The sequence below is a fragment of the Leisingera sp. NJS204 genome (genome assembly GCF_004123675.1).
Lineage (GTDB): Bacteria > Pseudomonadota > Alphaproteobacteria > Rhodobacterales > Rhodobacteraceae > Leisingera.
This window is the reverse complement of the sequence record NZ_CP035417.1, coordinates 2,811,422-2,835,911: the sequence shown is the minus strand read 5'-3', so window position 1 is coordinate 2,835,911 and position 24,490 is coordinate 2,811,422. Positions and strand designations below refer to the sequence as shown.

The following is a 24,490-nucleotide window of genomic DNA, read 5'->3' as shown; positions in this document are numbered from 1 at the left end:
TTGCCGCCTATGTGCAAGCGGCTTGCACTTCCCGGGCAGGGCCTTAGGGTCGCAGGCAAATCCAGGACAGGGGAGCGCGCGGCATGAAACTGAACCCATTGGGACGCACCGGTATGATGGTGTCCGAACTGTGCCTGGGCACGATGACATTCGGCACTCAGACGCCGGAGGCCGAGGCCCATGCGCAGATCGGCCGGGCGCTGGAGGGCGGCGTGAATTTTGTCGATACCGCCGAGATGTATCCGGTGAACCCGGTGAGTGCGGAGACCCTGGGCAACAGCGAGCGGATCATCGGCAATTGGAATGCGCAGACCGGGCGGCGGGGCGAGTACATCCTGGCCACCAAGCATTCCGGCGCGGGGATGCAGCATGTGCGGGACGGGGCGCCGATTTCGTCCAGGACTATCGCGCCCACAATTGAAGCGTCGCTGAAGCGGCTCAAGACCGATTACATCGACCTCTATCAATTCCACTGGCCGAACCGGGGCAGTTACATGTTCCGGCAGAACTGGAGCTATGATCCGTCCTCCCAGAACCGGGAAGCGACGCTGGTCCATATGGAGGATTGCCTGGAGGCGCTGCAGCGCGAGGTGGAGCGCGGCACCATCCGCGCCTTTGGCCTGTCGAACGAGAGCGCCTGGGGCACCGCGCAATGGCTGCGCATCGCAGAAGCGCGCGGCGGGCCGCGGGTGGCTTCGATCCAGAATGAATACTCATTGGTTTGCCGGATGTATGACACTGATCTGGCAGAGCTGAGTGTGAATGAAGATGTGGGGCTGATGGCGTTTTCACCGCTGGGCACCGGGCTGCTGACCGGCAAGTATCAGGACGGGGCGGTGCCGGACGGCTCGCGCAAGTCGATCAATCCGGACCTGGGCGGGCGGCATTCGCCGCGGGTCTATGACGCTGTGGCGGCTTATCTGGAGATTGCCAACCGGCACGGGTTGGATCCTGTGCATATGGCGCTGGCGTGGTGCCGCACACGGCCGTTCATGGCCTCGGCGATCTTTGGTGCCACGCATCTGCCGCAGCTGGAGCATGCGTTGAAATCGGTGGAACTGGAGCTGAGCCAGGACGTGCTGGACGAGATCAATGCCACGCACCGGGCGCATCCGATGCCGTTTTGAGCTGAGGTCCTGCGCCTAGGGGCGGAGGCTCTCCCGCCCGGCCTGCGTGCATTGAAATGCCCTTGGCCGGTTGGGCCGGGCGCTGCTGCGCAGCGCGGAAAGATGGCTGAGAAGCGCTTCAGGTGCAGGTTTGCCCTGAAGCGCCTTTGCCAGGGTATTCAAGGGGTGCGCGTCAAGGGTGAACGGTGCTGGCGCACCGCCGCTGCGCGGCCCTTGACCCGCGGGGCACGGCTGCCGGTCAATGCGCCGTCGGCCGGGCCTGTTCCTGGCGCAGGTCGCGGGCAGAGGTGCCGTGGGCGGTGCGGAAGGCGCGGGCGAAGCTTGACTGCGAGGTGAATCCGGTGGCAATCGCCACTTCCATCAGCGGCAGATCGGTGTCGGTCACCAGACGGCGGGCTTCGGCCAGGCGCAGCTGCAGGTAGTGGTCCTGCGGCGTGGTGTTGAGCCTAAGCCGGAACTGCTGCTGCAGGCTGCGCGGGCTGGTGCCGAGGGTCTCGGCCAGGGCGCTGAGCGGCAGCGGCTCGTCCAGGGCGGCCTCCATCAGCGCGTTGGCCTTGGCGGTGAGCGCATTGTGCTTGTGGCCGCCCAGGCGGCTTTGCGGGCGCGGTTCTGCGGCGGGGCCATCGTATAGGAACAGCCCGGCGACGCGGGCGGCAAAGCCGGCACCGTGGCGGGCGCCGATGATATGCAGCATCATCTCAATCGCGGGGGTGGCGCCGCCGGAGGTCAGGCGGCCATCGGAGACGGTGAAACGGTCGTTGCGGACGTCAACCTCGGGGAAGCGGCTGGCGAAGTTTTCCAGGTCTTCCCAATGATTGGTGGCAGGGTGGCCGTCCAGCAGCCCGGCTTCGGCCAACAGCCAGGGGCCGCCGTCGATGCCTGCGATGGTGGCGCCGGTGGCGGCGATGCGGCGCAGGCCTGCCAGCAGGCTGGGGGTTGCGTGGCGCGCCAGCTGAAAGCCGGCCACGACGATCAAAAGCTCGCAGCCCTGCAGCCGGGCCAGCGGAAAGCTGGGCACGGTGAGACCGCTGGTCAGCATCGGCGGCTCATTTGCGGCGCTGACATAATCCCAGTCGAAGGCCGCGCGCCCGGCCAGCCGGTTGGCGGCGCGCATCGGGTCAACGGCAGCCGCAAAGGACAGCGTGTTGCATTCATCCAAGACCAGCACCGCGGTTTTCAGCGGCTGATGCTCGGGCTGCAGGATGTTTTTTGCGGATTTCATCAACTTCGATTCGCCTGGTGTAAAGTTCAGGCCCAAAGGCTGCGGCAAGGTCGCCCTTAGCGCAAATCAGAATCTGGGGAAGAGCCTGGGGATAACCCGCGGCAAAACCCTGTACATTGAAGGGAAAAGCAAAATGCCTCTGGAAATGAACCGGGACGTCTTTATCACCTGTGCTGTGACCGGCTCTGGCGGCACCCAGGACCGCAGCCCGCATGTGCCGCGCTCGCCTGCGCAGATCGCCGGCAGCGCCATTGCCGCGGCCAAGGCCGGCGCCGCCGTGGTGCATTGCCATGTGCGCGATCCGGAGACCGGCGCGCCGAGCCGTGATCTGGCGCTGTACCGCGAAGTCACCGACCGGATCCGCGACGCTGAGATTGATATGGTGCTGAACCTGACCGCGGGCATGGGCGGCGACATGGTGTTTGGAGATACTGAAAATCCGCTGCCGGTGAACCCGGCGGGCACCGATATGGTGGGTGCAACCGAACGGATGGCGCATGTGGCGGAATGCCTGCCGGAAATCTGCACTCTGGACTGCGGCACGATGAATTTTGCCGAAGCCGATTACGTAATGACCAACACGCCGGGGATGCTGAGGGCGATGGGGCAGATGATGACTGATCTGGGGGTGAAGCCCGAGATCGAGGCCTTTGACACCGGCCATCTGTGGTTTGCCAAGGAACTGGTGAAGGAAGGTATTCTGGACAGCCCCGCCCTGGTGCAGCTGTGCATGGGGGTGCCTTGGGGCGCGCCGAATGATCTGAATACTTTCATGGCGATGGTCAACAATGTGCCCGGCGATTGGAACTGGTCGGCGTTCTCGCTGGGCCGGGATCAGATGGCCTATGTGGCGGCGTCTGTTCTGGCGGGCGGCAATGTGCGGGTCGGGCTGGAGGACAATCTGTGGCTCGGCAAAGGTCAGCTGGCGGAGAACTGGCAGCTGGTGGAGCGGGCTGGCACCATCATCGAGAACATGGGCAGTAAGCTGATGGGACCGGCGGAGGTGCGCGAAAAGCTGGGGCTGACCAAGCGCGCGCCGGAGGCGCAGTAAGCGGCGGCCAGCGGTTTCGTTGAATTGAAGGAATTGGGGGCTACCCCCCAAGCCCCCAGGATATTTGGGGCCAGAAGAAGAGCCGGGCGGTTCTCAAAGGGAAGCAGATGAAGACAGCAGCAATCATTGGCGGCGGCGTAATCGGCGGCGGCTGGGCCGCGCGGTTCCTTCTGAACGGCTGGGATGTGCGGGTCTTTGACCCGGACCCGGAGGCGGAGCGCAAGATCAGCGAAGTGCTGGACAATGCGCGGCGCTCCTTGCCCGGTCTGGGCAATGTGGCGCTGCCGCCCGAGGGCAGCCTGACGTTCCATGAGACCATTGCCGAAGCCGTGGACGGCGCGGAGTGGATCCAGGAAAGCGTGCCGGAGCGGCTGGATCTGAAGCAGAAGGTCTATGCGCAGTTGCAGGCTTGTTGCGCGCCGGATGCGGTGATCGGGTCATCCACTTCGGGCTTTAAACCGTCGCAGCTGCAGGACGGGCGCGAGGCGCCGGGGCAGATCGTGGTGACGCATCCCTTCAACCCGGTTTACCTGCTGCCGCTGGTGGAACTGGTCACAACGGCAGCCAATCCGGCAGGTGTTATTGAACGGGCCAAGGAGATCCTCTCGGGCCTGGGCATGTACCCGCTGCATCTGAAGAAAGAGATCGACGCGCATGTGGCCGATCGTTTCCTTGAGGCGGTCTGGCGCGAGGCGCTGTGGCTGGTGAAGGACGGCATCGCCACCACCGAGGAGATCGACAACGCGATCCGCTACGGCTTTGGCATCCGCTGGGCGCAGATGGGGCTGTTTGACACCTACCGCGTTGCGGGTGGTGAGGCCGGCATGAAGCATTTCATGGCGCAGTTCGGCCCTTGCCTGTCGTGGCCCTGGACCAAGCTGATGGACGTGCCGGAGTTCAATGACGAGCTGGTGGATCTGATCGCAGGCCAGTCGGATGTGCAATCCGGCCATCTGCCGATCCGCAAGATGGAGCAGATCCGCGACGACAATCTGGTCGGCATGATGCGCGCACTGGGCAACAACGACTGGGGTGCAGGCGCGTTGCAGAACGCCCATGACAGAGGCCGCGAGGGCGAGGCCGGGCTGGTGCGCTCGGTTGCGGAACTGGAGGACCTGAGCCAGCCGGTTCTGACCCAGAGCCGCGTGGTGCCGCTGGATTGGACCGACTACAACGGCCATATGACCGAAAGCCGCTATCTGGATGCCTTTGCGCAATCCACCGACCGGCTGATGATGATCATCGGTTGCGATGCTGAATACATCGCCAACGGCGGCAGCTATTTCACCGCCGAAACCCATATCCGCCACATCGACGAGGTGCATGCGGGTGATGCGATCCAGGTGCGGACGCGGGTGATTATGGGCGCGGGTAAGAAAATGCATCTGTGGCATGAGATGTATTCCGGCGAGCGGCTGCTGGCGACGGGCGAGCATATGCTGCTGCACGTGGATCTTGCGACCCGCCGCTCGGCCCCGCCTGCGGCACATATCGAGGCCAATCTGGTGAAACTGGCTGAGGCGCATGCCGTCTTGCCCGCGCCGGAGGGGCTGGGCCGCGCGATTGGAGCGCCGAGATGAGTGCGGACCGGGTGAGCCGGGTTCTGGTCACGGCCGGGGGCTCCGGCATCGGCCGCGCGATGGCCGAGGGCTTTGCTGCTGCCGGGCATCAGGTCTGGGTCACGGATGTGAGTGCGGTCAGCCTGTCGGATCTTCCGGCGGGCTGGCGCAGCACCGCTGTGGACGCCACCGACGAGGCCGGGGTCAAGGCGCTGTTTGCGGAGATCGCCGGGGAGTGGGGCGGGCTGGATGTGCTGTGCGCCAATGCAGGTGTTGCCGGACCGACCGCGCTGATTGAGGATATCGCGCTGGAGGATTGGCGCAAATGCGTCAGCGTCAACCTGGAGGGCTGTTTTCTGGCGGCGAAATATGCGGCGCCTTTGATGAAGGCCGCCAAGGCCGGGTCGATCATCGTGACGTCTTCGACCGCCGGGCAGTACGGCTATCCCAACCGGGCGCCGTATGCTTCGGCGAAATGGGCGGTGATCGGGCTGATGAAGACCTTGGCGATGGAGCTTGGCCCTTTTGGTATCCGCGCCAATGTAATCTGCCCCGGCGCGGTGGAAGGCCCTCGGATGGAGGGCGTGCTGGAGCGCGAGGCGGCGGCCAAGGGCATGACCCGGGATGAGGTTTATGCGGGTTATGCCGCGGGTACCTCGATGGGGCGGTTTGTCGAGGCGCGGGACATTGCCAATATGGCGGTGTTTCTCGGGTCCGATGCGGCGCGGCTGGTGTCGGGGCAGGTGATCGCGGTGGACGGCCATACCGAGAACCCGGATCCGAAAGTGTGAGGCGCGCCCCTGGAGGGGCGCGGGCTGCCGGTGGCTCAAGATGCTGGCGCATCTCGAGCCTGGGCGCCCCTGCGGGGCGCGGCCCGGCTGTTGGACGGACCGCCTGTGAAGCGCTTGCTAGCCGCTGATTGCCGCCCGCAGCGCCCGGAGCCGCCCCGGCAATTGCCGTGCCGTAATGTCCGCCTCGCGCACCAGATTGTCGAAATGACTGGTGAAGGTCGCGATCCGCTCTTTGTCGCGAAAGGCCAGGTAATGCGTGCCGGCATAGAACACGCATAGAAGCGGGCCGAAGAGCGTAACCGGTGCCGAATAAAGCCGCTTGGCATCAAACAGGTAGATGCGCAGGCGGGGGTAGAGCTGCTCGCAAAGGCGCTCGAACTGCTGCAGCTGTTCCAGCCGGATCGCCAGCGGCAGGCCTTCGTAGTATCCTACGCCATGGGCAAAGCTGTCGAGCTCATAAAGCGGCATGGCGATTTCATAGTCCGAGGGCGACTGGCGCATCCAGGTGAGGCGGTCCTCGGAGGCGCCGATGGCCTGATCGGCGGTGCGGCCCAGATGGGGGGAGTATTCCCATTCCAGCAGCGCCCGGGTTTTCAGCATGTCGGGCAGGGCGGCGGGCACGTGGCGGATCTTGTAGCCAAGCGCCTCCTGATGCCACTCAAAGATCCGCTCATCCACCAGGGCGCGCGGCGCTTCGGTCAGCGACAGGCTGGAGGCCAGCAGTTCCGCCGCGCTTTCGGGCCGGTCGGAGAGGCTGAGCAGCCAGTCGGCAGAGACCCCTAGGGCGCCTGCACAGGCGCCGACCACATGGGCGTTGGGCAGGCGCGCGCCCTCGTCCGTCAAAAGCTGCGAAATCGTGGAGCGGTCGACGCCAACGGCGCGGGCCAAGGCGCTTTGGCTGAGGCCGCTGTCGCGCAGCGCCCGGTTCAGTCTTTGCCGGAACTGTGCGGCCCGCACCCGTTTGTCGATATTTTCTATCATATGTTTGAAATTATCACATCTGCTGGATTTTGTTAACCGCATTCGGAATTTTGCACAGCTGCGGTCCGGGGTAGTTTGGAAACAAGCACTTATCGGAAAACAGCAGGAGGCAGAATGGAAACGCGCAGGCGTTCAATTGTGAAGGCGGTGATTTGGAACATCCTCGGGCTGGTGATGATGACACTGGTGGGGCTGATCGCGACCGGGTCGGTCAAGGCGGGCGGCATGATGGCGCTGGTCAATACGGCCATTGGCTTCACTGTTTATCTGATCTACGAGCGCGCCTGGTCGAAGATCCAATGGGGGCGCAGCCATGTCTGAAGGATGCCGGGACTACATGCCGCGCGGCGTTGAGTGGAGCACACTGGCGCTGATCCTGGCCTGCCACGGCGGCTGGCTGGCGGCGTTGTGGCTGCTGCCTTCGGTCAGTCCGGCCCTGACGGTTGCCGCAGTTGGCCTGATGGCGGCGCTGCATTCCTCGCTGACCCATGAGGCGCTGCACGGGCACCCGTTCCGCAGCCGCTGGCTGAACGAGGCCTTGATGTTCTTCCCGCTGAGCCTGGCGATCCCTTACGGCCGCTTTCGCGACACCCATCTGGCGCATCACGAGGACGAGGCGCTGACCGACCCCTATGATGATCCGGAAAGCAATTTTCAGGATCCGGCGGTCTGGGCCCGGCTGCCCGGCTGGCGCAAGGTGCTGCTGCGGATCAACAACACGCTTTTGGGCCGGGTGGTGCTGGGGCCGCTGATGGGGCAGATTTGCTTCATGGCGGGCGACTGGCGGCAGGCGCGCAGGGGCGTTCCGGGGATTGCCCGCGATTGGATCCTGCATGTCCTGGGGCTGGTGCCGGTGATCTGGGTGGTGCTGCAATCGCCGGCGCCGCTGTGGGCGGCGGTGCTGGGGGCCTATCTGGGTCTCGCCATCCTCAAGATCCGCACCTATTTGGAGCACCGGGCGCATGACACCGCCCAAGGCCGCACTGTGGTGATCGAGGACAAGGGGCCGCTGGCCTTTCTGTTCCTGAACAACAATCTGCATGTGGTGCATCACATGCACCCCGGCGTTCCCTGGCATGCGCTGCCGCGCCTTTACCGCACCCGCCGGGCGGAGTTCCTAGCCGCGAATGACGGCTATGTCTACCGCAACTACCTGCAGGTTTTCCGCAACTATCTGCTGCGGGCCAAGGACCCGGTGCCGCATCCGCTCTGGCAGCAGGGGGAATAAGCGCGCATAAGCGGGAGCATGTTAGCCTGGATCCCCGTTTCCATCGCCGCTGCCTCCTTTCAGACCGTGCGGTTCATGCTGCAGAAGGTCCTGAGCAGCGTGACACTGTCGCCGGGCGGAGCCACCTTCGCCCGGTTTGTCTATTCCGCGCCATTCATCCTGGCGGGGCTGGCGGTGTATCTGGCCGTCTCGGGCCGGTCCTTGCCAGTTCTGCCGCCCGCGTTCTGGATGTTTGCCGCCATTGGCGGCACCTCGCAGATCCTGGCGACCGTCTGTGTGGTTGCCCTGTTCAAGCAGCGCAATTTTGCGGTGGGCATCACCTTCAAGAAAACCGAAGTCATCCAGACCGCCATTGTCGGGCTGGCAGTGCTGGGCGATCCGGTCAGCCTTGGCGGCTGGGCGGCAATCCTGATCGGGCTGGCGGCAGTGCTGGTTCTGTCCCGGGCGCCGGATGCAACGGGCGCCTGGTGGCGCCATCTGACCAACCGCGCCGCACAGCTGGGACTGGGATCAGGGGTGCTGTTTGCCTTTTCCGCCGTCAGCTACCGCGGGGCGTCCTTGCAGCTGGGTGATCTGGAACCGGTGTTTCGCGCCGGAGTGACCTTGGCGGCGGTGGTCAGCTTGCAGACGCTGTTCATGACTGTCTGGTTGGGGGTGCGGGACCGGGGCGAGCTTGCCCGGGTCTGGGCCGCCCGCCGGGTGGCGGTCTGGGTGGGGCTGACCAGCATGGGCGGCTCGTTCTGCTGGTTCTGGGCATTCACGCTGCAGAACGCTGCCTATGTGAAGGCGGTGGGGCAGGTGGAGCTGCTGCTGTCGCTTTTGGCTTCGGTGCTGTTCTTCAAGGAGAAGGTCACGGGGCGCGAGCTGGCGGGCATGGCGCTGCTGATCGTGTCGATCCTGGTGCTTGTTCTGGCCCTGTGAGCGGAGGCGCCAGCGGCAGGGGCGCCGGAAAAGATTACCCGTCGGCTGGCATCGGGTAGCCTTTGAGACGCAGGAACAGGCTGGCTTCGTCGTTGTTGTGGAAATAGGGCACGCTTTGCGGCGGCTCGGCGTCGCGGACGCGGGCGGTGACTTCGGCCAGCACCACCTCGGTGATGAAGGGCAGATCAAAGCTGCGCACCTGGCTGAGCGGGATCCATTGCAGATGCGACAGCTCATCCGCGGCGCGGGAGAAGTCATCCAGATCGCCGGTGATCTGATCGGCATCAATCAGAAAGAACCGCGCATCAAACCGGCGCGGGCGGCCCGGCGGGGTGAGGGCGCGGAACACGAACTGCATCGCCTTGGCTGATGGCAGATGGCCGGTGGCGGCAAACTCCTGCCAGTCTTCGGGAACGTCTCCCTGCCACTCGCCTGGTTCGCCCAGGATCAGGCCGGTTTCCTCCCACAGCTCGCGCACCGCGGCGACGCTGAGGGGGTGATGCACGCCAGCGGGCGCCTTATCTGCGAGGCGTTCCTGGCAGAGGGGGGAGAGCGGCGAGGCCAGAGGGATCCCGGCATCTGCCAGATCGACGGCACCGCCGGGAAAGACAAATTTATTCGGCATAAAGGCAGCCTTGGCGCCGCGCTGGCCCATCAGCACCTGCGGGTCATCGGACATCCGGCCGCGCATGGCAATGACGGTTGCCGCATTGCGGATTGCGGTCTTGTCGGTGGTGGTCTCACCGCTGGGAAATGTCTTGCTCATCGTTTTACTGCCCTTTTACTGCCGGGTTGCCCTTGTCGAACCCATGCATGCGCCGCGCCCATTGATAGGCAATGACAATCCCCTTCATCCGCGGCAGCAGATACAAAGAGGAGGCGACGCAGCCTATCGTGAAAACCGTGAACATCACCAGCGGTTCGGGCCGCCAGGAGAAATAGACCACATGCATCAAAGGCGCCATGATGTGGCCGACGATCAGGATCGTCAGATATGCAGGCCCGTCATCGGCGCGTGCATGGGTCAAGTCCAACCCGCAGCTGCTGCAGCTGCTGTTCACCTTGAGATAGGAATGCAGCAGCTTGCCCTCGCCGCATTGGGGGCATTTGCAGCGCCAGCCCTTGGCCAGGGCGGGCATAGCCGGGCGTTCACTCTCTGCGTCTGAGGTTATTGCGGCCTGGGGTTTGGCCTGCGACTCGGTCATGAAGATATCCTGTGTGCTGAGCATATCATTGCGCGCTTCACCGCCGCGGTGAAAGGGGAAAGCCCTGGCATTGCGCCGGTTTGCCGCAACGTGCGGGACGGAAGAATTATTTGGGATTTCCGCGACGGATCTGCCGGGCAGCTGCGTTTTTCCTATGCATCGGGCAGCAAGAGGCTGCCGCAGAACAAAGGAAAGACGACATGAAACACGTCAACTTCATCGCCGTGATTGTTGCCGCCGCAGGTGTGGCCGCGGGCGGCGCGGCCCTGGCCAAGGGCTATGGCCACCACGGGCCGAAGATGTCCTTTGAGGAAATCGACACAGACGGCAATGGCGAGGTCACCAAGGCAGAGATCCAGGCCATGAAAGAAGCCCGTTTCAGCAAGGCGGATGCTGACGGCGACGGCAAGCTGACGCTTGAGGAAATGCAGGCGCGGGCGCAGGAACGGGCCAGTGAACGCGCCGCCCGGATGCTTGAACGCTTTGACACGGACGGCGATGGCGCGTTGAGTAAAGACGAACTGCCAGGGCCGCGCCGGGCGGGCAGGATGTTTGACCGGATGGATGCGGACGGCAGCGGCGGGATCTCGAAGCAGGAATTCGACGAGGCCCGGATGCGCCACGGCGGCAAGCACCGTCATGGCCAGGGGAATGGGGACGAAACGGAGCAGAACTGATCGCTGAGACGTGCTGCACAAAACGGAAATTTCCCGGCGCCGGGCCCCTGATGCGGGCCCGGCAGCCATGAGCGCCACGGCAGAGGAGGTCTCTGACGATGCGCTTTTGGTGCTGTTTGCCAATGGCGACGGGCGGGCAGCGGCAGAGCTGACGGCACGGCTGGGGCCGCGGGTCTTTGGCGTGGCGATGCGGGTGATGGGGATCCGCGCCGAGGCCGAGGACGTGGCCCAGGAGGCGATGCTTCGCTTATGGAAGATGGCGCCGGAGTGGCGGCCGGGAGAGGCGCAGGTCTCCACCTGGCTGTACCGGGTGGCGATGAACCTGTGCATTGACCGCAAACGGCGCGCCCGTGGCGGCTATGTGGATCTGGATGCGGTGCCCGAGCCGCCGGACCCGGCGCGTTCCGCTGCCGAGGCGCTGCAGGAGGGGGCGCGGCAGGATGCGTTGCAGACGGCGCTGATGCAACTGCCCGAGCGGCAGCGTCAGGCAGTGGTGCTGCGGCATCTGGAGGAACTGTCCAACCCGGAGATCGCCGGGATCATGGACATCAGCGTCGAGGCGGTCGAAAGTCTGACCGCCCGGGGCAAGCGGGCGCTGGCCGCGGCTTTGGCCGGGCGGCGCGAAGAATTGGGGTATAATGATGGCTGACACGGATAAAACACTGCAAGAGCTGGACAATCTGTTTGCCGCCGCACGCAGTCAGCCGCCGGTGCCAGCGGACCGTCTGAATGCGGCCATCCTGGCTGATGCGGAGCGGGTGCAAGCGGGCTTTCAGGCTGCGGCGCCGGTGCAGGCGCCCCGGCAGCCGCTGTGGCGGCAGCTGATCGAGGCGCTGGGCGGCTGGCCCGCGCTGGGCGGGCTGGCGGCGGCCAGCGCGGCGGGGTTGTGGATCGGCATTGCGCCGCCCTCCTTTGTGCCCGACCCCGTGGCGCTGGCGGGGTATGAGGACAGCCGCACCGCGCTGCCCGATGACAGCTATGACATGGCGGTGATGTTGAGCGGGGATCTGCAATGAGCACTGCATCGAACACCGGGGGCCAACCCGGAATGAAGCTATGGCTGAAACTGCTGCTGGCGGCGTCGCTGGCGCTGAACCTGGCAGTGATCGGCATCGCGGCGGGGGCGGCCTGGCGGTACAGCGGCAAGGACCGGCACTGGCAACGGCCGCCAACGGTCGGGGCGATGATCTTTCGCGAACTGGACCGCGACACCCGCAAGGCCTTGCGGGCGGAGGCGGGCGGCGGGCATGGCAGCTATTTCAAGCGCCGCCATGCTGAAGGCGCGGCGGTGATCGGCGCGCTGCGCAGCGCGGATTTTGATGCTGCTGCATTGCTGGCGGTGCTGCGGACCCAGTCAGACGCGCGCCATGTGTTCCATACCAAAGTGCAGGAGGCCTGGGTGCGCAAGCTTGAAGCGATGACCGCGCAGGAGCGGGTTGCCTTTGCCGATCGCATGGAAGAGCGGATGCAGCGGCGCGGCGGGCGCTGGCATGAGCGGCGGAAGGGACGCGATTAAGCCCGCAGGCGTGCAGCGCAGCCGTTTCCCCCTTCCCCCCCTGTGTGTCTTATACACAGAAGGCAGCCCGTTTGGGCTGCCTTTTTCAGGCCGGCATAGTTACACCGTCCAAGGGCCTTAAGCGGCCTGGATGCACTCTGGCGACAAGGTCACCTGATTGCGGCCCGCATCCTTGGCGTTGTAGAGCGCCTGATCGGCTTTTTCGACCAGTGCGGCGGTGCTGTCTTCATTGCCGCCGCCGCCCATGACGGCGCCGATGCTGATGGTGATCCTGACCGGATCGCCGGCGCCGGGCACCTGGAACGGGGTGCTGTTGATGGCATTGCACAGGGCAATGGCGGCCAGGCCTGCCTCGGCCTCGGTGGCGCCGGGCAGCACCGCCATGAACTCCTCGCCGCCGACGCGGGCCAGCAGGTCTGCCGGGCGCAGCACCGCCTGCATCCGGCGGGCGGCCTCGATCAGCACGGCGTCCCCGGCCGGGTGGCCATAAAGATCGTTGATCCGCTTGAAGTGATCGAGATCGGCCAGCATGACGGCAAATTTTTCGCCATTCGCAGCGGCGGAATGGGCTACCCGGTCCAGGAAAGGTTTGGCATAGCGGCGGTTGTAAAGGCCTGTCATCGGGTCCAGCACGGCTGCCCGCAATCCGTTTCGGACACTGTCGCGCAGCCGGTCCTTGCGGGCTTTTTGCTGCAACTGGGCAGTAAGGCGCAGCTGCAGCTCCTCGGCATCAAAGCCGGACTGCAGCACGTCATGGGCGCCGCGGTCCAGGGCCTCGGCGGCGATATGCGGGTCAGCCGGGTTGGGCACGGCAATCACCACCGATTTGCGGGTGGCGGCGCGGGCGCGCAGGTCAGCCAGCAGGCGCAGGCCGGGGCCGGCCGAAGCCTCGGTCAGTTCGATGATGATGGCATCGGCAACCGGCGCCTGCATCAACCCTTGGATGTCGCTGATGGAATGGGTGCGCAGGTCATAGGGCAGGCGGGTGGCGAGCCGGTCGCGCCAGGCCATTGCGTTGCGGGGATCCTGCGCCACCAGGGCAACGGAAGCACTGCGCAGATCCTCGGCGCAGGTGCGGTCGCTGAGCGGCAGGATGAAGCCGTTCGATGCGTCGCGCTGCAGGTTCAGCTCCTCGGTGCTGCTGCGGGCGCGCAGCAGGCTGCGGATACGGGCCTGCAGGATCACGTCATCGACCGGCTGCTGCAGCACATCGTCGATGCCGGCGGCCAGTGCGGCCAGCCGGGCCTTAGAGCCTTCCCAGTCGGAGACTGCGATCACCGGCAGATCGCCCAGTGTTTCATCCCCGGCTAACTCGCGTTTCACATCCGCAGCGCTTCCATCGGGCAGCGACATCGCGCAAAGCACCAGATCGGGGCGGTGGCGGCGGGCGGCCTGCAGCACTTCAGCGATGCTGCCGGCCTGGACCACATCGTAATAGGCAGCCGCCAGCTGCACCTTCAGCATGATGCGGTTGGTGGAGACGCCGTCGATGACCAGGATGGTGCCTTGCACGCGGTGTCCTTTCGCCTCTTGCAAATCCTATGCCTTACAGTTTTTGCTGAGACTGGTTAAGAAACCCTTTCGGATTTTTACTAAATTGGCCGCAATGCGGCAGGAGTGTGGAGAACATGCGGAATTCCGCCGATGGAGCAGAGACGCTGGCGCTGAAAGCTTTGGCCTGGCTGGCCGGGAATGACGAGCTTTTACCGGTGTTTCTGGGCGCAACCGGCGCCAGCGAGGCGGATCTGCGCGCACAGGCGTCCGAGCCGGCGTTTCTGGGGTCGGTGCTCGATTTCTTAACGATGGACGACAATTGGGTGATGCAGTTCTGCGATTCCGAGGGCCTGGCCTATGAGGCGCCGATGCAGGCGCGGATGTCGCTTCCGGGCGGTGAGCAGGTGAACTGGACTTGAGATTGACCGGCCCTGTGCCTAGGGTCCGGTCCGAATCCAGCGGAAAAAGGACCCGCCATGCCTGTTGATGCTCTTCTGTTTGATAAAGACGGGACCTTGTTTGACTTTGCAGCGACTTGGGACGGCTGGGCTGCAGACCTGCTGGAAACCCTGTCCAAGGGCGATCGGGGCGCCAAACAGGCAATGGCCAAGGCGATCAGTTACGACCTGGAGCGTGCGGCATTCAATCCGGACAGCCTGGTGATTGCCTGTTCCAACGATGAAGTGGCAGAAGCCCTTGCGCCTTACGTTGCGCATATGGATCTGGCGGAGCTGACGGATTTCCTGGCGGAAAGTGCTGCCGGGGCAGAGCTGACGCCGGCAGTGCCGCTGGCAGCATTTCTCGACAGCCTGCTGGCGCGCGGCAAGGTGCTGGGGGTGATGACCAATGACGCCGAGAGCTCTGCCAAGAGCCAGCTGCAGCGGGCAGGCGTGCTGGACCGTTTTGCCTTTGTCGCAGGATGCGACAGCGGCCATGGGGCCAAGCCGGCGCCGGATCCGCTTTTGGCCTTTTGCAAGGCTGCGGGCGTCTCTCCCGGCCGGACGGCCATGGTCGGCGACAGCCGCCATGATCTGGAAGCAGGCGCGGCGGCGGGAATGCAGCGGATCGGCGTGCTGACCGGCATGGCCCTGCGCGATGAGCTGGCGCCGCACGCCGATATCGTTCTGCCCGATATCGGCCATATCCCGGCCTGGATGGACCGCTGATCCTCCATTGATTCCCGCGTTTTGAAACGGGGGCGCCCGTTTTTGCCAGCGTGCAGTCTTGTACGCCGGTTTTTGCTGCGGCATACTGGGCACAAGTGTACAGAAATATCCTGAACCGCCGGATCGCACGGCAAAAACGACAGCGATAGTCGGGTTTGGACTGTTTTCGGCGGGCGGGATTGGCACAGTGGGTGGCTATCGGCATTTTTGAAATTCGGATCCAGGGAGACCGGCATGGCAGACACAGGCACGCGCAAGAGGCGGGGCGGAGGCAGGGCAGGCGCAGCGGCCCGGCGCGGCAGTGCTGCGCTGGAGCAAATGCCCTGGCAGATCCCGGTCAATATCGACCGGCCGACCGAGCCATTGAGCGAGGAAAGCGTGATGGCGATCCACGAGGGCGCCATGCGTATCCTGGAAGAGATCGGCGTGGTTTTCCTGAACCCGGAAGCGCTGGAGATCTTCAAGCAGGCCGGCGTCAAGGTCGAGGGCGAACTGGTCAAAATGGACCGGGACTTTGTGATGGAAATGGTGGGCAAGGCCCCGCGCGAATTCTCGATCACGCCGCGCAACCCGGACCGGACAATCCCGCTGGGCGGCAACCACATCCTGTTCGGCAATGTGTCTTCGCCGCCGAACTACTGGGACATGGAGTTGAACAAAAAGGTGGCAGGCAACCGCGAGCAATGCCGTAACCTGCTGAAACTGACCCAGTATTTCAACTGCATCCACTTTGCCGGCGGCTATCCGGTGGAGCCGGTGGACCTGCATGCCTCAACCCGGCATCTGGATGTGCTTTACGACAAGCTGACCCTGACCGACAAAGCGATGCACGCCTATTCTTTGGGCAAGGAGCGGGTCGAAGACGTGATGGAGATGGTGCGGATTGCCGGCGGGCTCAGCCATGAGGAGTTCGACGCCAAGCCGCATATGTACACCAACATCAATTCCACCTCGCCGCTGAAGCACGACTTTCCGATGATCGACGGCTGTCTGCGGCTGGCGCGGCGCGGCCAGGCAATTGTGGTGTCGCCGTTCACGCTGGCAGGCGCGATGGCGCCGGTGACCATGGCCGGTGCGGTGGCGCAGTCGATTGCCGAGAGCCTTTGTGCCATTGCGCTGTTCCAATATGTGCGCCCCGGCACTCCTTGCGTGATCGGCACGTTTACGTCGAATGTGGACATGAAATCCGGCGCGCCGGCCTTTGGTACTCCGGAATATATGCGCTCGACCCAGATGACCGGGCAGATGGCACGGTTTTATGGCTTGCCGATGCGGTCTTCAGGCGTTTGCGCCGCCAATGTGCCGGACGGGCAGGCGATCTGGGAGACCTCGAATTCGCTGTGGGCGGCGGTACAGTCGGGCACCAATATGGTCTATCACGCGGCTGGCTGGCTGGAGGGCGGGCTGATTGCCAGCCCCGAGAAATTCATCATGGATTGCGAGATCCTGCAGCAGATCGAACGCTATATGCAGCCGCAGATTTCGGCCACCGGACCGGAAGAGATTGCCCTGGATGCAATCAGGGAGGTCGGCAATGACGGCCATTTCTTCGGCATTCAGCACACCCAGGACCGCTATTCCGAGGCCTTCTATCAGCCGTTCCTGAGCGACTGGCGCAACTACGAGGCCTGGGAGGCGGCAGGTGCGACCTGGACTGCTGAGCGCGCCCACAGGCTGTTCAAGGAGATCATCGCCGATTTCGAGGAGCCGCCGATGGATGCAGCGGTCCGTGACGAACTTGCGGATTTCGTCGCCCGCCGCAAGGCCGAGGGCGGCGCACCGACAGATTTCTGAGCCACCGGGCCTATCACCAGCAGGAAAAGCGGAGGCAGCCCCTCCGCTTTTTTTTGTGCGCGTTTATGCACGGGCTGCAGGTTTCGAACACAGCGTGCCGGCGGCAGGTTGGAAGCCGCCGGTTCGGCGCGCATGCACAGCAGCAGGCTTGCCTCCTGGCGCCAGCCGGTCCAGTAGGGAAAAGCGCCTGAACGGTCCAATGCGGCAGTGCAGGTGCGTGCAAATTTGAAGTTGGTATCAGATGCGGCTGGCCGCAGGGCCGGCTGCCGGACTATGGCCGCGCTGCGTATTGGGCCGGTCTCTGCTGCCGGGGGTGTAGGGTTCGTGCAAGAGTTGATAATGTCAGAAGAAACGCGCGCGGCTTATCACACAAGCTCGCTTTGTTGGTTCTTTCTTAACCTGCAGGCGTCAAGACTGTGGCAAAGGCAAAGAGGGGCCATTGTATGCACGGTCTGATCAATAGGGCGATTCAGGCTTTTGTGACCAGTACCTACGGGGCCGACCGCTGGGAAGAGGTTATGGAAGAGGCAGGGCTTGGGTTTACCGAGTTCGAGGCGATGCTGTTCTATTCTGAAGAGCAATCGAGCCAGATGCTGACGGCGATGGAAAAGGTTCTGGCGCGCCCGCTGCCGGAAATGCTGGAGGATATGGGCACGTTTCTAGTGTCCAATCCGCAAGTGGAGGCATTGCGGCGGCTGCTGCGTTTCGGCGGCGTGAATTACGTCGAGTTTTTGCATTCGCTGGACGACTTGCCGGACCGGGCCCGGCTGGCAGTGTCGGATTTGCACCTGCCGGGGCTGGAGCTTCTGGAACAGGCACCGGAACAGTTCGAGCTGGTCTGCCAGCCTGGACTGCCAGGCTATGCCTATGTTCTGATGGGGGTTCTGCGGGCGATGGCCGATGATTACGGTGATCTTGTTTTTCTGGATCACAGCGGCAGTCAGGACGGGGCAGAGGTGATTGCGATCACCCTTATCGAAACCGAGTTCGCCGCCGGGCGTGAATTTGATCTGGGGGCGCATTCCTTATGATGACTCTCGAGCAGCTGACACAGATGGCAGGCGTGGTCTGCCCGATGTACGTGATTGCCGATGCCAAGGGGCGGATCACCTCTGCCGGGCCGACGCTGAAAAAACTGCGCCCGCAGCTGACCTGGGAAGGGCGGCGGTTCTTCCGGGTGTTCGACCTGTCGCGGCCGCGTTCGGTGCGGTCGATAGAGGATCTGGTGAGGACCTCGGGGAGCAAGCTGCATCTGCAGTTCCGGGACGGGCCGCAAACCGGCCTGAAAGGCGTTTGCACGCCGCTGCCCGGCGGTCAGGGCGCTTTCATCAATCTGTCCTTCGGGATCTCCGTGCTGGAGGCGGTGCGCGATTACGATCTGACCAGCGCTGATTTTTCGCCAACGGATCTGACCATCGAGATGTTATATCTGGTGGAGGCAAAATCGGCCGCGATGGAGGCGTCGCGCCAGTTGAACACGCGGTTGCAAGGGGCCAAGATCGCAGCCGAGGAACAAGCCTTTACCGACACGCTGACAGGGTTGAAGAACCGCCGGGCGATGGATCATGTGCTGGGCCGGCTGATCAATGGCGGCCGCGAATTTGCGCTGATGCATTTGGACCTGGACTATTTCAAGCAGGTCAATGACACGATGGGCCACGCGGCTGGGGATGCGGTGCTGCAGCAGGCGGCGCGGATCATGGTGGAATGCACCCGTCAGTCCGATACCGTTGCTCGTGTCGGCGGCGATGAATTTGTCATGATTCTCGAAGGTGTTCTGGACACGGCCAGGCTGGCTGCTATTGCCAAACGGCTGATCCAGCGGCTGGAAGAGCCGGTTCCGTTTGGCGCCTTGACGTGCCGGATCTCGGCCAGTGCCGGCACAACGCTGTCCACTTGGCAAAAAGTTCCGGATGCTCATCAACTGCTGAATCAGGCGGATATGGCGCTGTATGCCGCCAAGCGCGCCGGACGGGCGCAGCACTTTTTTTACCGCGAAGGCATGGAAAAAGAAGACGCATGCGGCATCAGCGAGGCTGCTCAGCCGCAAGCAGCGGCACGGGGCCCGGCAGCCTGAAGGTTACCGGTTTATGAGATTGCGAGCAGGCAGTGCAGCGGCTGTCTGCCCCGCTCCTTGATTCCAGGGCCTGGGAGGAGAGCGATTTTCCTGAATCTCAGCCGCCGGGGTGCAATTGGCGGCCGCGTTTTGCGCGCCATCGGGGTGTGCGATGGCAAGCCTTGCGCTGAATGCGGCATGCCATTCTCCTTATGGAAGGTTTCGGGCTGTGCTGGTTTCCAGTATTGAGAACACCCGGTACTAGGTCAGACGCAGGCACCGAAAGTGCCCCGAATGAGCCAGGGAGGCCAGGGAGGCAAGACCGCATGGCGTGATCCGCCGCAGTGTCATGCACACAGTGTCTTATTGGGCTAGGACAGTTTCTTGAACTATAAAGCAGTCAGGCACTTCTGCACCAACCGGCTGGCTGCTGTACGTGTTCAGCTTAGGTATACATGTCAGGAGAAGTGGCAGCCCGTAGGGGAATCGAACCCCTCTTTCCAGGTTGAAAACCTGGCGTCCTAACCGATAGACGAACGGGCCACGCTGTCTGTGAGGCGGTGTTTACTGATTGCCATGACCGGGCGCAAGAGGTTTTTTGCCGAAGGTGCAAAGTTTTTCCACCGCCCGTGTTCAGTTTCTAAGTGGATGAAAGAACAGGAAAAAGCCATGCTCTAGCGGCTTGGGGAAGGCGTCATTCATATGTGGGGAAAGTGGCAGCCCGTAGGGGAATCGAACCCCTCTTTCCAGGTTGAAAACCTGGCGTCCTAACCGATAGACGAACGGGCCACTCTATGTGTGAGCGGGTATTTAGTCGCAACAGCCGGATCCCGCAAGGGAAAAAGCGGGCCTTAGTGAAGTTTCTTGCCCGCAGAGGGTAAGTCTTTGAAAAATCAGGCTTCGGCGGCATCTTCCAGGCGCAGCTGAGGGCTTTGGCGACCGCCCCAACTGTTCACCTCCAGCCGTCCGGCAAAGTGGAAGCGGGCGCCGCCGTGTTCCAGCAGGCGGGGACCAAGCGCGGTGTCAAAGGCGCCAAAGCAGATCCCGTCCAATCCGCCGCCCATACCGTCGCTGAGGGAAATCTTCAGATGGCTTTCCCCCACCTTCTTGGCAAAGCGCACCTGCAGATCCGGCAGCGCATAGCGCGGGGCATGGGCGCCGGCGCCAAAGGGGCCTGCCTGTTCGATCTGTTCGATCAGGTCTACCGTCGCGGCACCGGGCATCAGGGCGCCGTCCAGCTTCAGACCGGCCGGGCCGCCCTGTCCGGCGCCTTGTCTTTCCAACAGCTCCGACAGCCGTGCCATCGCCGGCTCCAGCTTGTCCCGCATGACAGTCAGGCCTGCCGCCATCTTGTGGCCGCCGCCTTTGACCAGCAGCCCCTCGGCTGCAAGCCGCTGGATCGAGGCGCCCAGGTCGACGCCGGACACGGACCGGCCGGATCCCTTGCCTTCCTCGCCATCAAAACCGATCACAACGGCGGGGCGGTTGGCGGCTTCTTTCAGGCGCGAGGCGACGATGCCGACCACGCCGGGATGCCAGCCTTCGCCAGCGGCCCAGACCAGCGGAGCCTCCAGCCCGCGGTCTTCCGCTTGTTCCAGGGCGGCGGCACGCACGGCGTTTTCAATGTCACGGCGTTCGGTGTTCAGCTCATCCAGCCGTTCGGCCAGGGCAGCAGCCTCATGCGGGTTGTCCGTTGACAATAACCGTGCGCCAAGATCGGCCTTGCCGATCCGCCCGCCGGCATTGACCCGCGGTCCCAGCAGAAAACCGAGGTGATAGGTCGAGGGCGCCGAATCCATGCGGCTGACATCGGACAGGGCCACCAGGCCGGGGCGTTTGCGCGCGCCCATGACCTTCAGCCCCTGGCGCACCAGCGCCCGGTTGGCGCCGATCAGCGGCGCCACATCTGCCACGGTGGCCAATGCCACCAGATCCAGCATGGCCATCAGATCCGGCCCCTTGGCGCCTGCTTGGCGCAGCTGCCGCCCGGCCTCAACCAGCATCAGAAACACCACACCTGCGGCGCAGAAATATCCAAGGTCGCCGCTTTCGTCCTGGCGGTTGGGATTCACCACTGCCACGCAGTCCGGCAGCGTCTCACCGCCCAGGTGGTGGTCCAGCACGATCACATCCGCGCCTTTGGCGGCAGCAATCGGCTCATGGCTAAGGGTGCCGCAATCCACGCAGAGGATCAGGTCGTGGGCGGCGGCCAGCGCCTGCATGGCGGGCACATTGGGGCCATAGCCCTCGTCAATGCGGTCGGGGATATAGAGCGTGGCCTGCAGCCCCATCTGCCGCAGCCAGACCAGCAGCAGCGCGGCCGAGCTGCCGCCATCGACGTCATAATCGGCAAAAACCGCAATCCGCTCCTTGCGCCGCACCGCGTTCAGAAACCGGGAAGCTGCCGCTTCCATGTCCTTCATTTCACGCGGATCGGGCAGCAGCTCCTTCAGCCGGGGTTCCAAAAACCCCTTGGCCTCCATCGCGGGAACCCCGCGCCGGGCCAGCACCTGGCAGACAGACCGGGGCAGGCCGGTCTGCTGCGTCATCATCTCGGAGGCGCGGTCCATCTCCACACCGGGGCCGATCCAGCGCCGTCCGGTCAAGGACTGCTCAACACCCAAAAAGCTCATGCGTTTCCCCCCATATGCAAAGGCCGGACCCAAACGGACCCGGCCCTTTCATCTTTCTTCAAATACTCCCGCCGGAGGCAGCGGCGCAAGCCGCTACCAAGCGCAACGCTTAGCCCTGATGCGGCGCCAGGGGCGTGCGGTAGGACATGCGCCGCACCGAACCGGTTTTTGAGCGCATCAAGAGGGTGGTGGTCTCAACCCAGCCCGGTGTGCGCTTGATGCTGGGCAGCAGCGAGCCGCCGGTGACGCCGGTGGCGGCAAAGATCACGTCCTGGGTGACCATCTCGTCGCGGGTATAGACGCGGTCCAGGTCGGTGATGCCCGCCTTGGCGGCGCGGCCCTTTTCGTCGTCATTGCGGAACAGGAGGCGGCCGAAAATCTGGCCGCCCATGCATTTCAATGCTGCGGCTGCCAGCACGCCCTCAGGCGCGCCGCCCTGGCCCATATACATGTCGATACCGGTAATCTCAGATTCGGCGCAATGCATGACGCCGGCCACATCGCCGTCGGTGATCAGGCGGATCGAAGCGCCGGTTTCGCGCACCTCGGCGATCATCGCTTCATGGCGCGGGCGTTCCAGAATGCAGACGGTGATGTCGGAGGGCGCGCAGCCCTTGGCCGCGGCCAGCGCCTCAACCCGTTCGCGCGGGGACATATCCAGAGACACAACGCCGTCTTCATAGCCCGGGCCGATTGCCAGTTTGTCCATATAGGTGTCCGGCGCGTGCAGCATCGAGCCGCGCGGGCCCATGGCAATCACCGTCAGCGCGTTCGGCATGTCTTTGGCGGTCAGCGTGGTGCCTTCCAGAGGGTCCAGCGCGATGTCGACGCCGGGACCGTTGCCGGAGCCGACTTCTTCGCCGATGTACAGCATCGGCGCCTCGTCGCGTTCACCTTCGCCGATCACCACGACGCCGGCGATGTCCAGCAGGTTCAGCTGCTCGCGCATGGCGTTCACAGCCGCCTGGTCGGCAGCCTTCTCGTCGCCGCGGCCGATCAGCGAGGCAGAGGCCAGCGCGGCCTGCTCGGCAACGCGGGCGAGGCCCAGCGACAGCATGCGGTCATGAAAAGGCGCGTCAGAAGTGTTCGATGTCATACCGGAAATCCTGTCTCAACGGGTCAGATGTGAATTGGGCGTTTAAAGCCGAATAGCGCGGGGCAGGGCAGGCTCGCAAGGGGCGATAGCGTTCACTGCGGCAGGAAAATCCAGCCGCAGGGACCAAAACCGCTGATTTCCGTCCTATCGCGAGGCTCAAACCTCTTCAATGCGCAGCGCAACCGGGGTGCCGTCGACCACATCGGTGGCGGTGAGGCCGTCCAGTGCCGCATCCAGTGCAGCGCGGGTGCATTTGTGGGTGACAATCAGCACCGGTGCGGTTGGTTCAGAATGGCCGTACTGGCGCATCCGGTCGATGGAAACACCGGCATCGCCCAGCACTGCGGCAACTTTGGCCAGCGCGCCGGGTTTGTCCAGCAACCCCATGCGCAGATAGAACGGTGCGGGCAGGCCGGTCTGGGCGGCGGGCACTTCCTGCAGCGTTTCGGCGGGCTGGCCGAAGGTTGCAATCCGCAGGCCGCGGGCCAGGTCCAGGACATCGCCCATCACCGCGCTGGCCGTCGGACCTTCGCCGGCACCGGGGCCGCGCAGCACCACTTGTTCGATGGAATCACCCTCGATCACCACCATATTGGTGCCGCCTTCCAGCTGGCCGAGCGGGGAATTCGCAGGCACCAGGCAGGGCGACATGCGCTGTTCCAGACCGCGGGCGGTGCGTTGCGCCACACCCAGCAGTTTGATGCGGTAGCCCATGTCGGCGGCGGCGTGGATGTCTTCCAGCTGGATGCGCTGGATGCCTTCCAGCTGCACGTCGTCAAAGGCGGGCTTGGTGCCGAATGCGATCGAGGACAGCAGCGCCAGCTTGTGGCCTGCGTCGATGCCGCCCACGTCCAGGTTCGGATCGGCCTCCAGATAGCCGAGACGGCCGCATTCCTCAAACAGGGCATTGTAGCCCTGGCCGGTGGCCTGCATCTGGGTAAGGATAAAGTTGCAGGTGCCGTTCATCACGCCCATGACGCGGGTAATCTCATTGCCGGCCAGACCTTCGGTCAGCGATTTGATCACCGGGATGCCGCCGGCCACTGCAGCCTCGAACCGGATCACCCGGCCTGCGGTCTCGGCCTGTTCGGCCAGCGCTTGGCCATGGATCGCCAGCAGCGCCTTGTTGGCGGTGACCACATCTTTGCCCGCGGCAAGTGCGGCCTCGGTTGCGGCTTTGGCGGCGCCTTCATGGCCGCCCATCAGCTCGACAAACACATCCACGTCGTCGCGCACGGCCAGCGCCACCGGGTCGGTTTCCCAAGCGTAATCCTTAAGCGATACACCACGGTCCTTATTGGCGTCGCGGGCAGACACCGCAGTGATCACAACGGGGCGTCCGGTCCGTGCCTCCAGCAGCGCAGCATGGCGGCGGATGATTTTCACCACGCCGATGCCAACCGTGCCCAAACCTGCAATCCCAAGACGAAGCGGTTCTGTCATAGCTGGAGGTCCTTTGTTCCGAAATGCTCAGGCCCCGCCTTAGCGGGTTCGGCGCGGGCGTGCAACGCTGCTGCCGCCTGCCTGCAGCACATGCGGAAGGGAAAGCCGGGAAAGGCCTAAGATCCGGCGTTTTTCACCGCCTCGGCGCGGCGTTTCAGCCGGGCGCTTCGGGCGTCAAGCTCATCCTGCAGGTCTGCGCCGGCCTGCTGCGGCGGGTCGAGCGGTTCCAGCGCGTCATCCAGCGGCAGCAGTTCCGGGTATCCCGCGCCGCGCAGATCCGGGGTCAGCCGGTCCTCCAGCTCGGGCACGCGGGTGCAAGCGGCCGCGGTTGCCAAAACCAGAAGACATGTAATCCGGACCCAAACCTGCATTGTACGAAATCCTGTGTTTTATCCTGGAGGTTCTAAGGTGTCCGGGGCCGCCGTACAATTGCTTTCCCGCCTGTATGTGCCGGGATTGGCTTGGCCGGGCCGCCGGGTTCAGGAACAGGACATCTTTCGGGCATTCTCTCTCTTTTTTCTGAACGCGTG

25 protein-coding genes and 2 tRNA genes are annotated in these 24,490 nt (G+C 64.0%); 16 read left to right on the top strand and 11 right to left on the bottom strand.

Annotated elements, in window-relative coordinates; genetic code table 11:
- Positions 1-83 precede the first annotated feature (83 nt).
- On the top strand, positions 84-1,127 hold the full coding sequence (locus ETW24_RS13970; protein WP_129371619.1) for an aldo/keto reductase: 1,044 nt from the start codon (positions 84-86) through the stop codon (positions 1,125-1,127).
- Positions 1,128-1,365: 238 nt separating this feature from the next.
- Here ETW24_RS13970 and ETW24_RS13965 read toward each other — a convergent pair whose 3' ends face one another.
- Entirely contained in the window at positions 1,366-2,349 is a 984-nt protein-coding gene (locus ETW24_RS13965) for a GlxA family transcriptional regulator (RefSeq protein WP_129371618.1), read from the bottom strand.
- Positions 2,350-2,482: 133 nt separating this feature from the next.
- Between ETW24_RS13965 and ETW24_RS13960 the strand changes: the two genes are divergently transcribed.
- The 3 genes from ETW24_RS13960 to ETW24_RS13950 all read left to right on the top strand — a co-directional run bounded on the left by ETW24_RS13960 (position 2,483) and on the right by ETW24_RS13950 (position 5,750).
- A complete protein-coding gene (locus ETW24_RS13960) occupies positions 2,483-3,400 on the top strand; it encodes a 3-keto-5-aminohexanoate cleavage protein (protein ID WP_129371617.1) in 918 nt (305 codons plus the stop codon).
- A gap of 107 nt (positions 3,401-3,507) precedes the next feature.
- The gene (locus ETW24_RS13955) at positions 3,508-4,980 is read left to right on the top strand and encodes a carnitine 3-dehydrogenase (RefSeq protein ID WP_129371616.1); all 1,473 of its coding nucleotides are present in this window, start codon (positions 3,508-3,510) and stop codon (positions 4,978-4,980) included.
- Positions 4,977-5,750: an SDR family oxidoreductase gene (locus ETW24_RS13950; RefSeq protein ID WP_129371615.1), complete on the top strand. Its 774-nt coding sequence runs from the start codon at positions 4,977-4,979 to the stop codon at positions 5,748-5,750. The genes ETW24_RS13955 and ETW24_RS13950 overlap by 4 nt, the downstream gene beginning before the upstream one ends.
- A 117-nt stretch (positions 5,751-5,867) precedes the next feature.
- On the opposite strand, the gene ETW24_RS13945 is transcribed toward ETW24_RS13950, so the two are convergent.
- Entirely contained in the window at positions 5,868-6,731 is an 864-nt protein-coding gene (locus ETW24_RS13945; RefSeq protein WP_129371614.1) for a helix-turn-helix domain-containing protein, read from the bottom strand.
- Positions 6,732-6,845: 114 nt separating this feature from the next.
- On the opposite strand from ETW24_RS13945, the gene ETW24_RS13940 reads away from it, so the two are divergent.
- Genes ETW24_RS13940 through ETW24_RS13930 form a run of 3 tightly spaced genes read left to right on the top strand, consistent with a single transcriptional unit; the run spans position 6,846 to position 8,880 of the window.
- The gene (locus ETW24_RS13940) at positions 6,846-7,052 is read left to right on the top strand and encodes a DUF2061 domain-containing protein (RefSeq protein WP_129371613.1); all 207 of its coding nucleotides are present in this window, start codon (positions 6,846-6,848) and stop codon (positions 7,050-7,052) included.
- On the top strand, positions 7,045-7,959 hold the full coding sequence (locus ETW24_RS13935; RefSeq protein WP_129371612.1) for a fatty acid desaturase: 915 nt from the start codon (positions 7,045-7,047) through the stop codon (positions 7,957-7,959). Before ETW24_RS13940 ends, ETW24_RS13935 begins: the two co-directional genes overlap by 8 nt.
- Positions 7,960-7,977: 18 nt before the next feature.
- Positions 7,978-8,880, top strand: a complete 903-nt coding sequence (locus ETW24_RS13930) for a DMT family transporter (RefSeq protein WP_129371611.1) — start codon at positions 7,978-7,980, stop codon at positions 8,878-8,880.
- 34 nt (positions 8,881-8,914) lie between these two features.
- Here ETW24_RS13930 and ETW24_RS13925 read toward each other — a convergent pair whose 3' ends face one another.
- Complete coding sequence (locus ETW24_RS13925; RefSeq protein ID WP_129371610.1) at positions 8,915-9,646, bottom strand: NUDIX hydrolase; 732 nt, start codon at positions 9,644-9,646, stop codon at positions 8,915-8,917.
- A 4-nt stretch (positions 9,647-9,650) separates the two neighbouring features.
- Positions 9,651-10,085, bottom strand: coding sequence for a DUF983 domain-containing protein (locus ETW24_RS13920; protein ID WP_129371609.1), 435 nt, complete (start codon positions 10,083-10,085; stop codon positions 9,651-9,653).
- Between the two features lie 200 nt (positions 10,086-10,285).
- Here ETW24_RS13920 and ETW24_RS13915 point away from each other — a divergent pair, with 200 nt between their 5' ends.
- The 4 genes from ETW24_RS13915 to ETW24_RS13900 all read left to right on the top strand — a co-directional run bounded on the left by ETW24_RS13915 (position 10,286) and on the right by ETW24_RS13900 (position 12,278).
- A complete protein-coding gene (locus tag ETW24_RS13915) occupies positions 10,286-10,762 on the top strand; it encodes an EF-hand domain-containing protein (RefSeq protein ID WP_129371608.1) in 477 nt (158 codons plus the stop codon).
- Between the two features lie 67 nt (positions 10,763-10,829).
- Positions 10,830-11,411, top strand: coding sequence for an RNA polymerase sigma factor (locus ETW24_RS13910; RefSeq protein WP_129371607.1), 582 nt, complete (start codon positions 10,830-10,832; stop codon positions 11,409-11,411).
- A complete protein-coding gene (locus ETW24_RS13905; protein ID WP_129371606.1) occupies positions 11,404-11,778 on the top strand; it encodes a hypothetical protein in 375 nt (124 codons plus the stop codon). Before ETW24_RS13910 ends, ETW24_RS13905 begins: the two co-directional genes overlap by 8 nt.
- Entirely contained in the window at positions 11,775-12,278 is a 504-nt protein-coding gene (locus tag ETW24_RS13900; protein ID WP_129371605.1) for a periplasmic heavy metal sensor, read from the top strand. The genes ETW24_RS13905 and ETW24_RS13900 overlap by 4 nt, the downstream gene beginning before the upstream one ends.
- Positions 12,279-12,395: 117 nt before the next feature.
- On the opposite strand, the gene ETW24_RS13895 is transcribed toward ETW24_RS13900, so the two are convergent.
- A complete protein-coding gene (locus ETW24_RS13895; protein ID WP_129371604.1) occupies positions 12,396-13,790 on the bottom strand; it encodes a diguanylate cyclase domain-containing protein in 1,395 nt (464 codons plus the stop codon).
- Between the two features lie 116 nt (positions 13,791-13,906).
- On the opposite strand from ETW24_RS13895, the gene ETW24_RS13890 reads away from it, so the two are divergent.
- The 5 genes from ETW24_RS13890 (at position 13,907) to ETW24_RS13870 (ending at position 18,809) form a co-directional block, all read left to right on the top strand.
- The gene (locus tag ETW24_RS13890) at positions 13,907-14,191 is read left to right on the top strand and encodes a DUF3572 domain-containing protein (RefSeq protein ID WP_129371603.1); all 285 of its coding nucleotides are present in this window, start codon (positions 13,907-13,909) and stop codon (positions 14,189-14,191) included.
- Between the two features lie 57 nt (positions 14,192-14,248).
- Positions 14,249-14,938: an HAD family hydrolase gene (locus ETW24_RS13885; RefSeq protein ID WP_129371602.1), complete on the top strand. Its 690-nt coding sequence runs from the start codon at positions 14,249-14,251 to the stop codon at positions 14,936-14,938.
- A 234-nt stretch (positions 14,939-15,172) separates the two neighbouring features.
- On the top strand, positions 15,173-16,732 hold the full coding sequence (locus tag ETW24_RS13880; protein ID WP_129371601.1) for a trimethylamine methyltransferase family protein: 1,560 nt from the start codon (positions 15,173-15,175) through the stop codon (positions 16,730-16,732).
- Positions 16,733-17,175: 443 nt separating this feature from the next.
- Positions 17,176-17,763 (top strand): heme NO-binding domain-containing protein, encoded by a 588-nt coding sequence (locus ETW24_RS13875; protein WP_129371600.1) that lies wholly within the window; start codon positions 17,176-17,178, stop codon positions 17,761-17,763.
- Positions 17,760-18,809, top strand: coding sequence for a GGDEF domain-containing protein (locus tag ETW24_RS13870; RefSeq protein WP_129371599.1), 1,050 nt, complete (start codon positions 17,760-17,762; stop codon positions 18,807-18,809). The genes ETW24_RS13875 and ETW24_RS13870 overlap by 4 nt, the downstream gene beginning before the upstream one ends.
- Before the next feature lie 447 nt (positions 18,810-19,256).
- Here ETW24_RS13870 and ETW24_RS13865 read toward each other — a convergent pair.
- From ETW24_RS13865 to ETW24_RS13840, 6 genes are all read right to left on the bottom strand, one after another.
- A tRNA-Glu gene (locus ETW24_RS13865) sits at positions 19,257-19,331 on the bottom strand.
- Between the two features lie 171 nt (positions 19,332-19,502).
- Positions 19,503-19,577, bottom strand: a tRNA-Glu gene (locus tag ETW24_RS13860).
- A 104-nt stretch (positions 19,578-19,681) separates the two neighbouring features.
- Positions 19,682-21,421, bottom strand: coding sequence for a single-stranded-DNA-specific exonuclease RecJ (gene recJ, locus ETW24_RS13855; protein WP_129371598.1), 1,740 nt, complete (start codon positions 21,419-21,421; stop codon positions 19,682-19,684).
- Positions 21,422-21,530: 109 nt separating this feature from the next.
- Positions 21,531-22,517, bottom strand: a complete 987-nt coding sequence (gene glpX / locus ETW24_RS13850; protein ID WP_129371597.1) for a class II fructose-bisphosphatase — start codon at positions 22,515-22,517, stop codon at positions 21,531-21,533.
- Between the two features lie 156 nt (positions 22,518-22,673).
- On the bottom strand, positions 22,674-23,960 hold the full coding sequence (locus ETW24_RS13845; protein ID WP_129371596.1) for a homoserine dehydrogenase: 1,287 nt from the start codon (positions 23,958-23,960) through the stop codon (positions 22,674-22,676).
- 116 nt (positions 23,961-24,076) lie between these two features.
- Positions 24,077-24,331 carry a hypothetical protein gene (locus ETW24_RS13840; RefSeq protein WP_129371595.1) on the bottom strand — a complete coding sequence of 85 codons (255 nt, stop codon included), beginning with the start codon at positions 24,329-24,331 and terminating at the stop codon, positions 24,077-24,079.
- Positions 24,332-24,490 lie beyond the last annotated feature (159 nt).

Bases quoted from the DNA above. Each gene is read 5' to 3' on its own strand.
- ETW24_RS13970 (WP_129371619.1), top strand. From the start codon at position 84: ATGAAACTGAACCCATTGGGACGCACCGGTATGATGGTGTCCGAACTG.
- ETW24_RS13965 (WP_129371618.1), bottom strand. From the start codon at position 2,349: ATGAAATCCGCAAAAAACATCCTGCAGCCCGAGCATCAGCCGCTGAAA.
- ETW24_RS13960 (WP_129371617.1), top strand. From the start codon at position 2,483: ATGCCTCTGGAAATGAACCGGGACGTCTTTATCACCTGTGCTGTGACC.
- ETW24_RS13955 (WP_129371616.1), top strand. From the start codon at position 3,508: ATGAAGACAGCAGCAATCATTGGCGGCGGCGTAATCGGCGGCGGCTGG.
- ETW24_RS13950 (WP_129371615.1), top strand. From the start codon at position 4,977: ATGAGTGCGGACCGGGTGAGCCGGGTTCTGGTCACGGCCGGGGGCTCC.
- ETW24_RS13945 (WP_129371614.1), bottom strand. From the start codon at position 6,731: ATGATAGAAAATATCGACAAACGGGTGCGGGCCGCACAGTTCCGGCAA.
- ETW24_RS13940 (WP_129371613.1), top strand. From the start codon at position 6,846: ATGGAAACGCGCAGGCGTTCAATTGTGAAGGCGGTGATTTGGAACATC.
- ETW24_RS13935 (WP_129371612.1), top strand. From the start codon at position 7,045: ATGTCTGAAGGATGCCGGGACTACATGCCGCGCGGCGTTGAGTGGAGC.
- ETW24_RS13930 (WP_129371611.1), top strand. From the start codon at position 7,978: ATGTTAGCCTGGATCCCCGTTTCCATCGCCGCTGCCTCCTTTCAGACC.
- ETW24_RS13925 (WP_129371610.1), bottom strand. From the start codon at position 9,646: ATGAGCAAGACATTTCCCAGCGGTGAGACCACCACCGACAAGACCGCA.
- ETW24_RS13920 (WP_129371609.1), bottom strand. From the start codon at position 10,085: ATGACCGAGTCGCAGGCCAAACCCCAGGCCGCAATAACCTCAGACGCA.
- ETW24_RS13915 (WP_129371608.1), top strand. From the start codon at position 10,286: ATGAAACACGTCAACTTCATCGCCGTGATTGTTGCCGCCGCAGGTGTG.
- ETW24_RS13910 (WP_129371607.1), top strand. From the start codon at position 10,830: ATGAGCGCCACGGCAGAGGAGGTCTCTGACGATGCGCTTTTGGTGCTG.
- ETW24_RS13905 (WP_129371606.1), top strand. From the start codon at position 11,404: ATGGCTGACACGGATAAAACACTGCAAGAGCTGGACAATCTGTTTGCC.
- ETW24_RS13900 (WP_129371605.1), top strand. From the start codon at position 11,775: ATGAGCACTGCATCGAACACCGGGGGCCAACCCGGAATGAAGCTATGG.
- ETW24_RS13890 (WP_129371603.1), top strand. From the start codon at position 13,907: ATGCGGAATTCCGCCGATGGAGCAGAGACGCTGGCGCTGAAAGCTTTG.
- ETW24_RS13885 (WP_129371602.1), top strand. From the start codon at position 14,249: ATGCCTGTTGATGCTCTTCTGTTTGATAAAGACGGGACCTTGTTTGAC.
- ETW24_RS13880 (WP_129371601.1), top strand. From the start codon at position 15,173: ATGGCAGACACAGGCACGCGCAAGAGGCGGGGCGGAGGCAGGGCAGGC.
- ETW24_RS13875 (WP_129371600.1), top strand. From the start codon at position 17,176: ATGCACGGTCTGATCAATAGGGCGATTCAGGCTTTTGTGACCAGTACC.
- ETW24_RS13870 (WP_129371599.1), top strand. From the start codon at position 17,760: ATGATGACTCTCGAGCAGCTGACACAGATGGCAGGCGTGGTCTGCCCG.
- recJ (WP_129371598.1), bottom strand. From the start codon at position 21,421: ATGAGCTTTTTGGGTGTTGAGCAGTCCTTGACCGGACGGCGCTGGATC.
- glpX (WP_129371597.1), bottom strand. From the start codon at position 22,517: ATGACATCGAACACTTCTGACGCGCCTTTTCATGACCGCATGCTGTCG.
- ETW24_RS13845 (WP_129371596.1), bottom strand. From the start codon at position 23,960: ATGACAGAACCGCTTCGTCTTGGGATTGCAGGTTTGGGCACGGTTGGC.
- ETW24_RS13840 (WP_129371595.1), bottom strand. From the start codon at position 24,331: ATGCAGGTTTGGGTCCGGATTACATGTCTTCTGGTTTTGGCAACCGCG.